This window comes from Spiroplasma endosymbiont of Zeiraphera isertana, assembly GCF_964030805.1.
Lineage (GTDB): Bacteria > Bacillota_I > Bacilli_A > Mycoplasmatales > VBWQ01 > Spiroplasma_E.
The window spans coordinates 1,732,125-1,744,404 of sequence record NZ_OZ034965.1; the positions used below are offsets into that span (position 1 = coordinate 1,732,125).

Genomic DNA, 12,280 nt, shown 5'->3' on the forward strand with positions numbered 1-12,280 from the left:
GAAATTATCCCCGCATGTATTTAAATCAAACACAAAATTACAGTTTCAAAACTAGGTATGTTATTGAATTTATATGCTGATTCTTTTGCATATAAATGAATATTGTGCTTTGAAACTCTTATGTGTGTTCGGAAAGTTCGTCGTATGTGCTTTCACGCTGATTAAATCTGGTTTGTGTTTACACCTGTTGGTGACACATACCCAACTTCATGATTTACGATTTCATGTTTGGGATAGAAGTTTTTGAAACTTACATATCCCTTCCAAGAATCCGTAAATAGACAGCACTCAGTAAAAATGTGTTTCAACGCAAATCTTAAAAGGTTTTTTTCATCTGCATTTTTCAGCACCTTCACAATTAGTTTGTTGCTGGTTTTCTCATAAACTCCAACAATCAAAGTTTTATTCAACAAGGATCTTCCTTGTTTTTTAAAACCTAAATGTGAAAGATACATTTCATCCATCTGTGCTGTGCCATCAACAATGAAACCTGCATCTTGATTTCCAATTCTAGTCCTGATTTCATGACACATTCTTCAAGCTGTTTTATAGGTCACACCCAATTCCCTTGCAACATCGGTTGCTGGTATGCCATGCTTTGTGTTTATTCATCTAAAGATGAGATAAAACCAAGATGTCATTTGGGTCTGTGACTTATAAAAAATGGTTCCATAAAGAATACTAAATGTTTGTTTACAGTTCAAACATCGTATTCTTCTCAAATCAGAAGTATTCAAACTAGAAGAAGCACACCTGATGCATTTCATTATTTTCAACTTCGCTATATATTTCAAACAATCGTTTTCAGTTTGAAATATGCTATTGAATTCATTTCAATTCATTTTTTCCTCCACACTAGTACATGCGGGGATAATTTCCAAATAAAACTTTGATTGTTGGGATTTATGAAAAAACAACCAATAATTTAATTGTGAAAGTGTTGAAAAATGCAAATCAAAAAAATCTTTTGCAATTTGCAAGAAACCACATTTCTTCAAAGTGTGATGTACATACTGATTCTTGAAAAGGATATCGCCATTTTAAATCAGTTTTCACTAAGCATGAAACAGTTAACCATCAAGATGGTTATGTTTCAAAAACTGGTGTAAACATAAACCAGATTGAATTGGCATGAAAGCACATCAGACGAACATTTAAAACACATATCAAAGTTGAAAAACATCATGTTCATTTATACGCAAAAGAATCGGCATATAAATTCAACAATATACCTAGTTTTGAAACTGTAATGTTATGTTTGATTTAAAAATGTGGGGAGAAAAGTCCGTAGATAGGCTTTTCTCAGCATTTATGTGATAAAATTTAAAAATAGTACATAAAGGGAGAAAAGCCTCAATAAATATCAATTAAATGAAGAACGTATAAATAGTTTAATTAAAGCATCAAATGGTAAAGTATATGCTGGTACAATAACAAATACAGTTTGAGAAATTGATTTAGAAACTGAAACTGCAGAAAAGAAATTCACTGGATTTGGTGATAAGTATGATTCTAAAACTTTAATTGAAGGTTCAAAAGATAAGTTATATGTTGTTCCTGCTATTGGTAATGTTTATGAATTAGATATTAATGCTGGTAATACTAAAAAATATCGTTTTGACGATTGAGGTGATGTAAATACCCTAGTTAAAATTACAGAAAATAAAATATATGCTGGCACTAGTGAAGGAAAATTATGAGAAATTGATTTAGAAACTAAAACCCATAAATTAAAATATGATTTTAAAAATAAAAGTAATATTATTTTTGATATTAAAGCACTATCTGATACTGAATTAATATTAGCAACAGAAGACAAAATTTATCAGTACGATTTAATCAAAAATGAAATAACAGAAAAAATTAATTTGAAAGATGGTAAAATTTTTTTTAATTTTCAAAAAAACTCTTGATGAAATAAAAAAAATCATCAACCTGGCCTAAAATTTGATTTTATTTAATTTTGGGATTTATTTTTTTTACAAACTGAAATATAATGCTTCAGATTTTGCATAAGGTGATATTTTATAATGTTGGTATTTAAATTTTCATAAATTGAGGTAATTTTGAATATTGGTAAATCCAATGCCGTGATAATGAGTAATAAATTCTTTTAAACTTGATTGTATTTTACTGATATTACTTAAATTTTTATAATTTAATTCTTTATTTTCTTTTGATTTAAATTTCTTGAGAGTACATTTTGTTTGTTTAGCTACTGTATCATATAGTATTTGCATATCACAAACTATAATTGATTTTTCTTCGATAAGCTTAGATGTTAAATTTTCTTGTACTCATTTTTTTGTTAATCTTTTAGTATTTGTTGTTTGAGCATAAATATTTTTAGGCTTTTCTCCCTTTATGTACTATTTTTAAATTTTATCACATAAATGCTGAGAAAAGCCTATCTACGGACTTCTCCCCACATTTTTAAATCAAACATAACATTACAGTTTCAAAACTAGGTATATTGTTGAATTTATATGCCGATTCTTTTGCGTATAAATGAACATGATGTTTTTCAACTTCGATATGTGTTTTAAATGTTCGTCTGATGTGCTTTCATGCCGATTCAATCTGGTTTATGTTTACACCAGTTTTTGAAACATAACCATCTTGATGGTTAACTGTTTCATGCTTAGTGAAAACTGATTTAAAATGGCGATATCCTTTTCAAGAATCAGTATGTACATCACACTTTGAAGAAATGTGGTTTCTTGCAAATTGCAAAAGATTTTTTTGATTTGCATTTTTCAACACTTTCACAATTAAATTATTGGTTGTTTTTTCATAAATCCCAACAATCAAAGTTTTATTTTTTAAGGATCTTCCTTGTTTTTTAAAACCCATATGTGAAAGATACATTTCATCCATTTGCACTATGCCCTCAACAATGAATTGAGGTTCTTGTTTTGCAATTGCACTTCGGATTTTATGACCCATTCTTCAAGCAGTTTTCAAAGTTACTCCCAATTCTTTTGCAACATCAGTTGATGGAATTCCATGTTTGGTGTTTATTCATCCAAAGATGAGATAAAACCAAGATGTCAAAGGTGTTTGTGACTTGTAAAAATGGTGTCATGAAGAATACTAAATGTTTGATGACATTTCAAACATCTTATTCTTCTTAAATCAGAAGTATTCAAATTTGTTCAAGAACACCTCATACATTTGTTTTCCTTCAAACTTGCTATATATTTCAAACAATCTTTTTCTGTTTGAAATATATTGTTGAACTCATTCAATTTCATTGTTTCCTCCACAAGTACATGTGGGGAGAAGTCCGTATTTTTATTTTCATCAATTGCCATTTCAATACAACAGTTTAAATCTTTAGCATTTTCTTCAATTCATTTTTTTCTTGGATCATCTGGATTTTTGAAATTTCCTTTATGAATTTCTTTGATAAAAGTTTCATCAATTTCAATTCTACCTTTTAATTTTGTGAATGGTTTTTGTGTTTTGGCTAATTGTGATGATTTCATAAATTTTTGACGATTAAATCATGCTGATGTTTTTGAAATTTTAGCAAATTGAGAAATAGTATAAGCAGATTGACCTAACAATGACAATCAAATTATTCAATCTCATTGTTCATGAGATAAATGACTTCAATGTAAAAAATGATTTCTTAAAGCATCAAAGCTACTTTTACAATCTTTGCATAAATATTTTTGCTTATTATTCTTAAAACCATTTTTTACACATCAATAAGATTTACAATTTGGACATTGAATTCCTTTTTCTTTAAATTTTTTATCAATTGCATCTAATTTTTCTTTTTTCTCAATTTGTTTAATTCTATTTTTAAAATGTCTAATAATTTTTATAAATTCTTCATCTTTTTTGTTTTTTAAAACATCAATTAATTCATTATTAGTCACAAAAAATCACCCCTGATATAAAAATATTACTTTTAATTTTAAATTAAAAGTAATATCAAGATTTTTTGTGAAAATTAAAAAAATTTTTTCTTTATCAATAGAAGATTTAAATAACAAAATATACGCTACCACTGATAATAATAATATTTATGAACTTGATTTATGCTTTAGTCAAGTAAAAAACAAATATGAATTAAATGCTTCAGTATATTCATCATTAATAGTTGATAAAAAACTATTTGCTGGAACAATTACAAATGTATGAGAATTAGATATTAGACTTGGTGCAAAACTAAGGTAATTCAAAATTATATATTCCTGCTATTAAATTAAATCTTAATGCAAATCTTCGTATTTTATTGCGATATTTTAAACTTAAAATTTTAAAACGTTTTAGTTTAGCAAATACGTGTTCAATTTTAATTCTAATTTTACTTAAATTTTTATTGTATTCTTTTTGAATTGGTGTTAATTGATTGTATTTACTTTTTTTAAATGGCAAAAATGTATTTTTATGAATATTTTGTATACCTTGATAACCTGAATCAACAAAAACTTGTTTTTCTGGATGAATAAAAGTTTTAGATTTTAGAAGCAATTTAAAATCATGAATGCTTCCAAAACAAAAAGCAGTTGAAATAATTTTTCCATTGGAAATATCAATAATTATTTGGGATTTGAGAGAATGATGTTTCTTTTTACCTGAAAAAAGTAATTTTAGTTTTTTTTAATTCTTTCAATTGGAGTTTCAGTGGCATCAATAGCTAACAAATTATTATTAGTACCTTTATTTTTTGTTAAATCTTTTTTTCAAGGTAAATTAAAAATTCCGCTTTTTATTAAAATATTTTCAATTCAAAAAATATTACGAATGCAACTAGTATGACTAATATTATATCTTTTTGCAATAACTCTATAACTACTATAGTCTTTTCAATATTCTAAAGTCATTAATAAACGCTCTTCAATTACAATTTTATTTTTTCTACCACCACAATATTTTTGTTTAGACTCAGCAATTTTTAAAATTTCAAGCATTTTATAAAATGTTTGTGGCTTTATGCCGACTAAACTATAAAATTCTTGATCATCTTTATATTTTTTCAACATAATAACTATCACCTTTAATATTAATAATAATCGTTAAATTGTTAAAATTAAAGGTTTTGCACCAAGTCTATTGATTATTAAGTGATAATCCTTTATACTAATGTTAAAACACATAAAAGCAATTTAACAAAATATGGTTTATAACCACTTTTGTAAAGTTTGTTACTAATGTGTTTTTTATGTTTTAATAAAGAAATAGAGAGAAGAGAAAAAATGCCACAAGAAGAAGAGTTATTAATAAATAATGATATAGATAGTAATATAGAAGCAAATACTATTAATAATAGTTGAAGTAGTTTAATATGATCAGATACTAAAAAATAATTGGAACAGCTGGTTTATTAACAGCAGCAGTTGGTTTGAAAACTGTACAACGAGTATTTCGGGTAGCAGTTACTAGTATTGGATCATTTGATTGAAGTAAAGTAAATCCTTTAAATAATTTAGTGGATTTTGGAGTAACTCCAGTACAATTGGTAATTAGTACACAAGCAATGAATTTATGAAAATGGGGCGCAGAAAAAATTTGACAAGAGGGAAGAACAATATTTAATAGAACTGCTGATCAAGAAATGATTCCGCTTTTATCTTTATATCCCGAAATTGGTGTTGAAGAAGGTTATTCATGTCTTTCAAAAACAGCTATCTTTGGAAAAATGCTAATAGCAAAAGCTGGATATTGAATTTCGAATCATTTTATGATTACGGCTTCTAGTATGTATGGATAGGTTACACTTTATTGGACACTAATTACGTAGACAAGTGAACAAATTAGGGGTGAGTAAAGTTAATAGTTATAATTTAATTTTCTTTAAATAAAAGACAACTTTAAATTATTAATTTTTGGTTAAATTATATACCTTTTTATATTTATAATCAAGTGTTTTAAGTTATTATTTTACAATTATCTAAACTAAAAATTCCTAACTATTTATGTTTAGATTTATTAAGTTTTTAAAACTTTAATTGTAAAATTAAAAAGGACACTTATATAAAAATTAAATTGTGTTAGTTCTATAATAGACTTGGTGCAAAACCTTTAATTTTAAAAATTTAACGATTATTATTAATATTAAAGGTGATAGTTATTATGTTGAAAAAATATAAAGATGATCAAGAATTTTATAGTTTAGTCGGCATAAAGCCACAAACATTTTATAAAATGCTTGAAATTTTAAAAATTGCTGAGTCTAAACAAAAATATTATGGTGGTAGAAAAAATAAAATTGTAATTGAAGAGCGTTTATTAATGACTTTAGAATATTGAAAAGACTATAGTAGTTATAGAGTTATTGCAAAAAGATATAATATTAGTCATACTAGTTGCATTCGTAATATTTTTTGAATTGAAAATATTTTAATAAAAAGCGGAATTTTTAATTTACCTGGAAAAAAAGATTTAACAAAAAATAAAGGTACTAATAATAATTTGTTAGCTATTGATGCTACTGAAACTCCAATTGAAAGAATTAAAAAAAATAAAATTACTTTTTTCAGGTAAAAATAAACATCATTCTCTCAAATCCCAAATAATTATTGATATTTCCAATGGAAAAATTATTTCAACTGCTTTTTGTTTTGGAAGCATTCATGATTTTAAATTGCTTCTAAAATCTAAAACTTTTATTCATCCAGAGTTATCAAGGTATACAAAATATTCATAAAAATACATTTTTGCCATTTAAAAAAAGTAAATACAATCAATTAACACCAATTCAAAAAGAATACAATAAAACTTTAAGTAAAATTAGAATTAAAATTGAACACGTATTTGCTAAACTAAAACGTTTTAAAATTTTAAGTTTAAAATATCGCAATAAAATACGAAGATTTGCATTAAGATTTAATTTAATAGCAGGAATATATAATTTTGAATTACCTTAGTTTTGCACCAAGTCTATTGAATAATTTTTATACAGTAAATAAAAAACATATATTTAAAAAGGTGCGTAACATATATTACGCGCCTTTTTTTCGTTTTATTTTTTTAGATTTATATCACTTATTATAACTTAATATATGATTTTTTTTGTTTTTTTCTTAATACTAATAATAAAATAATACTCGTTAAAAAAATACCAATAACAGCACCAGCGATTGAAATAATAAAACGTATTAAAATTTGTTGAGGAGTTAAAAAGTATCCTGACAAATAAAATAATGATAAAACAAAAGCAAATGGAATACTATATGTAAATTGATCTAATTGATGTAATTTTAACTTATATGTAATAAAGGTTATAATAAAAGTAAATATGATTAAACTTAAACTAGAAAGTACCATTATTCAAAAAGGTAATTTAAAAGTAAAAGTAAAATCAGTACTAGTAGTAAAAAAAAGAATAATCCCGGGAATTAATACTTGTATTATTAAATAGCCAACACTTATCAAAAACTTAGTTCTTGGAAATGTATTTTCACTATTATTTTCAAAATTAACTTCTTGGTTTTTATTTTCCATACTTATCCTCTTCTATAATATAATTCTTTACAATTTTAACATGCTTTTATCAATAATTAAATAAGATTTATATTTATTAAATAACACTTATTTTAATACAAAAATTTAAAATAAAAGTAAAAATAGTTTTCCACAATTTAATGAAATTAAAAATTACCTATCCTATAAATTAATTGATTTTTTTGATTTAGTTTTTGTTTTATTTTGTAAATCTGTATTAAAATTTATTGCGTGTTTTTGTGCTTCTTCTAAATCTTGTTTTTGTACTTTTTTTCTTTTCATCAAATTTTTTTGCTGCTACTTTTCCTTTTATAATAGCTACATGACTACCTTTAACAACTGCATAAGTAACACCACCAGCAACAGCAGCTCCTGCAACAATAATGCCGGCAGGCGGAGATACAAAAAAAGTTGTAACCAAAACACCAGAAGCACCAATAATAGTACCTCTAACAGCACCTTCAGGAATCCCTTCATAAGCCCCCTTAACAAGTCCTTTAGTGGACGCACAAATAATTTTTAACGTTTTTGCTGTTGTTGAATGCTTTGTTTTAAATTTTTTTCAGTACCTGAGTTGTAAATATAAATGGGACAGTTTTTTAAAATAATTGTATTAAATCTATTAGTCTTTTATAAGAGAGCGATTTTCTGGGTGTAGAATTAATTTGAAATGCTATAAAATTTAAATCTTTTTGTTTATATGAAGATAGATCTGTAGATTTTGGTAAATATCTTCTTAAAATACCATTATTATTTTCATTTAAACCCCTTTGGCAAGGTTTACCAGGATCTGCAAAATAAATTTTGACATTACAAATTTTTTCGATTAATCTTCATTTACTAAATTCTTTACCACGATCAAAAGTAATGGTTTTAACTGTTCCTTTTTGTAACTTTGAAATAAATTTTATTATACTTTTCGTAATATTTTCTGATTTATGATTTTTAGTTACTAAAGGAATTGTGGTTTTTGATCATATATCAGCCAAAGTAATAATAGAACTTTTATGATCTTTGCCAATGATAGTATCACCTTCTAAATGACCAAATTCTTGTATATTTTTAATATTAGGAATGATTAAATTTCTTTCATGAATAGACTTACAATTATTAATTTTGCCCCTAGTTTCTTTTTGTTTGTGAGATTTATTTTTGCCTTTTCTCAATAAGTTATTTTCATCAAAACCCATTCGATTTGTTTTAAACATGTTATATAAAGTTTTTGTTGAAATACTTTTTATTTTATTTTCCTTTAAAAAGTTAGCAATTAGACTTGGTGCAAAACTAAGGTAATTCAAAATTATATATTCCTGCTATTAAATTAAATCTTAATGCAAATCTTCGTATTTTATTGCGATATTTTAAACTTAAAATTTTAAAACGTTTTAGTTTAGCAAATACGTGTTCAATTTTAATTCTAATTTTACTTAAAGTTTTATTGTATTCTTTTTGAATTGGTGTTAATTGATTGTATTTACTTTTTTTAAATGGCAAAAATGTATTTTTATGAATATTTTGTATACCTTGATAACCTGAATCAACAAAAACTTGTTTTTCTGGATGAATAAAAGTTTTAGATTTTAGAAGCAATTTAAAATCATGAATGCTTCCAAAACAAAAAGCAGTTGAAATAATTTTTCCATTGGAAATATCAATAATTATTTGGGATTTGAGAGAATGATGTTTCTTTTTACCTGAAAAAAGTAATTTTAGTTTTTTTTAAGGCTTTTATCCCTTTATGTACTATTTTTAAATTTTATCACATAAATGGAGATAAAAGCCTACCTAGGAAATTATCCCCGCATGTATTTAAATCAAACACAAAATTACAGTTTCAAAACTAGGTATGTTATTGAATTTATATGCTGATTCTTTTGCATATAAATGAATATTGTGCTTTGAAACTCTTATGTGTGTTCGGAAAGTTCGTCGGATGTGCTTTCATGCTGATTCAATCTGGTTTGTGTTTACACCTGTTGGTGACACATACCCAACTTCATGATTTACGATTTCATGTTTGGGATAGAAGTTTTTGAAACTTACATATCCCTTCCAAGAATCCGTAAATAGACAACACTCAGTAAAAATGTGTTTCAATGCAAATCTTAAAAGGTTTTTTTCATCTGCATTTTTCAGAACCTTCACAATTAGTTTGTTACTGGTTTTCTCATAAACTCCAACAATCAAAGTTTTATTCAACAAGGATCTTCCTTGTTTTTTAAAACCTAAATGTGAAAGATACATTTCATCCATCTGTGCTGTGCCATCAACAATGAAACCTGCATCTTGATTTCCAATTATAGTCCTGATTTCATGACACATTCTTCAATCTGTTTTATAGGTCACACCCAATTCCCTTGCAACATCGGTTGCTGGTATGCCATGCTTTGTGTTTATTCATCTAAAGATGAGATAAAACCAAGATGTCATTTGGGTCTGTGACTTATAAAAAATGGTTCCATAAAGAATACTAAATGTTTGGTTACAGTTCAAACATCGTATTCTTCTCAAATCAGAAGTATTCAAACTAGAAGAAGCACACCTGATGCATGTCATTATTTTCAACTTCGCTATATATTTCAAACAATCGTTTTCAGTTTGAAATATGCTGTTGAATTCATTTCAATTCATTTTTTCCTCCACACTAGTACATGCGGGGATAATTTCCTTTTTTAATTCTTTCAATTGGAGTTTCAGTAGCATCAATAGCTAACAAATTATTGTTAGTACCTTTATTTTTTGTTAAATCTTTTTTTCCAGGTAAATTAAAAATTCCGCTTTTTATTAAAATATTTTCAATTCAAAAAATATTACGAATGCAACTAGTATGACTAATATTATATCTTTTTGCAATAACTCTATAACTACTATAGTCTTTTCAATATTCTAAAGTCATTAATAAACGCTCTTCAATTACAATTTTATTTTTTCTACCACCATAATATTTTTGTTTAGACTCAGCAATTTTTAAAATTTCAAGCATTTTATAAAATGTTTGTGGCTTTATGCCGACTAAACTATAAAATTCTTTTAATTTTCACAAAAAATCTTGATATTACTTTTAATTTTAAATTAAAAGTAATATTTTTATATCAGGGGTGATTTTTTGTGACTAATAATAAATTAATTGATGTTTTAAAAAACAAAAAAGATGAAGAATTTATAAAAATTATTAGACATTTTAAAAATAGAATTAAACAAATTGAGAAAAAAGAAAAATTAGATGCAATTGATAAAAAATTTAAAGAAAAAGGAATTCAATGTCCGAATTGTAAATCTTATTGATGTGTAAAAAATGGTTTTAAGAATAATAAGCAAAAATATTTATGCAAAGATTGTAAAAGTAGCTTTGATGCTTTAAGAAATCATTTTTTACATTGAAGTCATTTATCTCATGAACAATGAGATTGAATAATTTGATTGTCATTGTTAGGTCAATCCGCTTATACTATTGCTCAATTTGCTAAAATTTCAAAAACATCAGCATGATTTAATCGTCAAAAATTTATGAAATCATCACAATTAGCAAAAACACAAAAACCATTCACAAAATTAAAAGGTAGAATTGAAATTGATGAAACTTTTATCAAAGAAATTCATAAAGGAAATTTCAAAAATCCAGATGATCCAAGAAAAAAATGAATTGAAGAAAATGCTAAAGATTTAAACTGTTGTATTGAAATGGCAATTGATGAAAATAAAAATATTTATGCTCAAACAACAAATACTAAAAGATTAACACAAAAATGAGTACAAGAAAATTTAACATCTAAGCTTATCGAAGAAAAATCAATTATAGTTTGTGATATGCAAATACTATATGATACAGTAGCTAAACAAACCAAATGTACTCTCAAGAAATTTAAATCAAAAGAAAATAAAGAATTAAATTATAAAAATTTAAGTAATATCAGTAAAATACAATCAAGTTTAAAAGAATTTATTACTCATTATCATGGCATTGGATTTACCAATATTCAAAATTACCTCAATTTATGAAAATTTAAATACCAACATTATAAAATATCACCTTATGCAAAATCTGAAGCATTATATTTCAGTTTGTAAAAAAAATAAATCCCAAAATTAAATAAAATCAAATTTTAGGCCAGGTTGATGATTTTTTTTATTTCATCAAGAGTTTTTTTGAAAATTAAAATAAAATTCTTGATCATCTTTATATTTTTTCAACATAATAACTATCACCTTTAATATTAATAATAATCGTTAAATTGTTAAAATTAAAGGTTTTGCACCAAGTCTATTATATCAAGAGCATACTTTTTAGTAATTAACAAATGATTAATACTATTAATTTCTGTTAAATTTAAAATTATTAATTTTCTGCCTGCATTTTGTTTATTTTTTTGAAATTGATTCAATATTTCTAATGGCAATAAGTTTTTATTTAATAATCTACAAACTCTATGTACAGTTGATTTACTATAATCAACAATTTTTGCTATTTTACGAATCGAAAATCCATAATTTTTATATTCTTTTATTGCTATTATTGATTCAATACTCAGATACTTATACATTGCGCTAATTCCTTTCTTTTCTTAATTATAGACCTAACACAATTTAATTTTTATATAAGTGTCCTTTTTAATTTTAAAATTAAAGATATTTGTATTTTTTCTTAGTCATTTCTGGATGATAATTACTATCAACTAATATAAAATTAGTTTCATCTTTTTGTCTTTCATCTAAATCTGCAATTGCCTTTTCTACTTCTAATCAAGTCATTATTAACTTCTCCTTTTTTAAAAAAAATAAAAAAAACTCATTTACTTTTGAATAAGTAATGAGTTTAAAACTT

The 12,280-nt window shown here is 25.0% G+C and carries 19 protein-coding genes and 2 pseudogenes; 6 read left to right on the forward strand and 15 right to left on the reverse strand.

Translation table 4 applies throughout. The annotated features are described in order from the left end of the window. Positions 1–161: 161 nt before the first annotated feature. Positions 162–737 carry an IS1595 family transposase gene (locus tag AAHM78_RS12170; RefSeq protein WP_342253352.1) on the reverse strand — a complete coding sequence of 192 codons (576 nt, stop codon included), beginning with the start codon at positions 735–737 and terminating at the stop codon, positions 162–164. 152 nt (positions 738–889) lie between these two features. Between AAHM78_RS12170 and AAHM78_RS12175 the strand changes: the two genes are divergently transcribed. Further along, positions 890–1,267, forward strand: a complete 378-nt coding sequence (locus AAHM78_RS12175) for a transposase (RefSeq protein ID WP_342253353.1) — start codon at positions 890–892, stop codon at positions 1,265–1,267. On the opposite strand, the gene AAHM78_RS12180 is transcribed toward AAHM78_RS12175, so the two are convergent. The 4 genes from AAHM78_RS12180 to AAHM78_RS12195 all read right to left on the reverse strand — a co-directional run bounded on the left by AAHM78_RS12180 (position 1,233) and on the right by AAHM78_RS12195 (position 3,887). After that, positions 1,233–1,367: a hypothetical protein gene (locus AAHM78_RS12180; RefSeq protein ID WP_342253354.1), complete on the reverse strand. Its 135-nt coding sequence runs from the start codon at positions 1,365–1,367 to the stop codon at positions 1,233–1,235. The genes AAHM78_RS12175 and AAHM78_RS12180 overlap by 35 nt on opposite strands. A gap of 612 nt (positions 1,368–1,979) precedes the next feature. Further along, positions 1,980–2,240 (reverse strand): hypothetical protein, encoded by a 261-nt coding sequence (locus AAHM78_RS12185; RefSeq protein ID WP_342252970.1) that lies wholly within the window; start codon positions 2,238–2,240, stop codon positions 1,980–1,982. A 193-nt stretch (positions 2,241–2,433) separates the two neighbouring features. Continuing rightward, positions 2,434–3,054, reverse strand: coding sequence for an IS1595 family transposase (locus tag AAHM78_RS12190; protein ID WP_342253120.1), 621 nt, complete (start codon positions 3,052–3,054; stop codon positions 2,434–2,436). Next, a complete protein-coding gene (locus AAHM78_RS12195; RefSeq protein ID WP_342253355.1) occupies positions 3,018–3,887 on the reverse strand; it encodes an IS1/IS1595 family N-terminal zinc-binding domain-containing protein in 870 nt (289 codons plus the stop codon). The genes AAHM78_RS12190 and AAHM78_RS12195 overlap by 37 nt, the downstream gene beginning before the upstream one ends. Positions 3,888–3,954: 67 nt before the next feature. On the opposite strand from AAHM78_RS12195, the gene AAHM78_RS12200 reads away from it, so the two are divergent. Further along, positions 3,955–4,188 (forward strand): hypothetical protein, encoded by a 234-nt coding sequence (locus AAHM78_RS12200; RefSeq protein WP_342253356.1) that lies wholly within the window; start codon positions 3,955–3,957, stop codon positions 4,186–4,188. On the opposite strand, the gene AAHM78_RS12205 is transcribed toward AAHM78_RS12200, so the two are convergent. Continuing rightward, positions 4,180–4,554: a transposase family protein gene (locus AAHM78_RS12205; RefSeq protein ID WP_342255002.1), complete on the reverse strand. Its 375-nt coding sequence runs from the start codon at positions 4,552–4,554 to the stop codon at positions 4,180–4,182. The two genes, AAHM78_RS12200 and AAHM78_RS12205, sit on opposite strands and share 9 nt — an antisense overlap. A 50-nt stretch (positions 4,555–4,604) precedes the next feature. Continuing rightward, positions 4,605–4,997: a transposase family protein gene (locus tag AAHM78_RS12210; RefSeq protein ID WP_342253357.1), complete on the reverse strand. Its 393-nt coding sequence runs from the start codon at positions 4,995–4,997 to the stop codon at positions 4,605–4,607. 359 nt (positions 4,998–5,356) lie between these two features. On the opposite strand from AAHM78_RS12210, the gene AAHM78_RS12215 reads away from it, so the two are divergent. The 3 genes from AAHM78_RS12215 (at position 5,357) to AAHM78_RS12225 (ending at position 6,881) form a co-directional block, all read left to right on the forward strand. Then, positions 5,357–5,725: a hypothetical protein gene (locus AAHM78_RS12215; RefSeq protein WP_342253358.1), complete on the forward strand. Its 369-nt coding sequence runs from the start codon at positions 5,357–5,359 to the stop codon at positions 5,723–5,725. A gap of 362 nt (positions 5,726–6,087) precedes the next feature. Continuing rightward, positions 6,088–6,498, forward strand: coding sequence for a transposase family protein (locus AAHM78_RS12220; RefSeq protein WP_342253359.1), 411 nt, complete (start codon positions 6,088–6,090; stop codon positions 6,496–6,498). A 173-nt stretch (positions 6,499–6,671) separates the two neighbouring features. Continuing rightward, positions 6,672–6,881, forward strand: a complete 210-nt coding sequence (locus AAHM78_RS12225; protein ID WP_342252825.1) for a transposase family protein — start codon at positions 6,672–6,674, stop codon at positions 6,879–6,881. A 121-nt stretch (positions 6,882–7,002) separates the two neighbouring features. On the opposite strand, the gene AAHM78_RS12230 is transcribed toward AAHM78_RS12225, so the two are convergent. From AAHM78_RS12230 to AAHM78_RS12255, 6 genes and pseudogenes are all read right to left on the reverse strand, one after another. Next, positions 7,003–7,458, reverse strand: a complete 456-nt coding sequence (locus AAHM78_RS12230; protein ID WP_338957489.1) for a DxFTY motif-containing membrane protein — start codon at positions 7,456–7,458, stop codon at positions 7,003–7,005. Between the two features lie 217 nt (positions 7,459–7,675). Further along, positions 7,676–7,879 (reverse strand): hypothetical protein, encoded by a 204-nt coding sequence (locus AAHM78_RS12235; RefSeq protein ID WP_342253360.1) that lies wholly within the window; start codon positions 7,877–7,879, stop codon positions 7,676–7,678. Positions 7,880–8,057: 178 nt separating this feature from the next. Next, positions 8,058–8,732: pseudogene (locus AAHM78_RS12240) on the reverse strand (IS30 family transposase); the annotation flags it as partial. A gap of 10 nt (positions 8,733–8,742) precedes the next feature. After that, positions 8,743–9,117, reverse strand: a complete 375-nt coding sequence (locus tag AAHM78_RS12245) for a transposase family protein (protein ID WP_342254611.1) — start codon at positions 9,115–9,117, stop codon at positions 8,743–8,745. A gap of 150 nt (positions 9,118–9,267) precedes the next feature. Then, the gene (locus tag AAHM78_RS12250; RefSeq protein ID WP_342253362.1) at positions 9,268–9,984 is read right to left on the reverse strand and encodes an IS1595 family transposase; all 717 of its coding nucleotides are present in this window, start codon (positions 9,982–9,984) and stop codon (positions 9,268–9,270) included. 118 nt (positions 9,985–10,102) lie between these two features. Beyond that, on the reverse strand, positions 10,103–10,501 hold the full coding sequence (locus tag AAHM78_RS12255; protein ID WP_342253363.1) for a transposase family protein: 399 nt from the start codon (positions 10,499–10,501) through the stop codon (positions 10,103–10,105). A 65-nt stretch (positions 10,502–10,566) separates the two neighbouring features. Here AAHM78_RS12255 and AAHM78_RS12260 point away from each other — a divergent pair, with 65 nt between their 5' ends. After that, a complete protein-coding gene (locus tag AAHM78_RS12260; RefSeq protein ID WP_342253364.1) occupies positions 10,567–11,526 on the forward strand; it encodes an IS1595 family transposase in 960 nt (319 codons plus the stop codon). A gap of 194 nt (positions 11,527–11,720) precedes the next feature. Here AAHM78_RS12260 and AAHM78_RS12265 read toward each other — a convergent pair. Together AAHM78_RS12265 and AAHM78_RS12270 are read right to left on the reverse strand one after the other, a co-directional pair. Beyond that, positions 11,721–11,999: pseudogene (locus tag AAHM78_RS12265) on the reverse strand (helix-turn-helix domain-containing protein); the annotation flags it as partial. Between the two features lie 79 nt (positions 12,000–12,078). Continuing rightward, on the reverse strand, positions 12,079–12,207 hold the full coding sequence (locus AAHM78_RS12270) for a hypothetical protein (RefSeq protein WP_342253366.1): 129 nt from the start codon (positions 12,205–12,207) through the stop codon (positions 12,079–12,081). Positions 12,208–12,280: the final 73 nt, after the last annotated feature.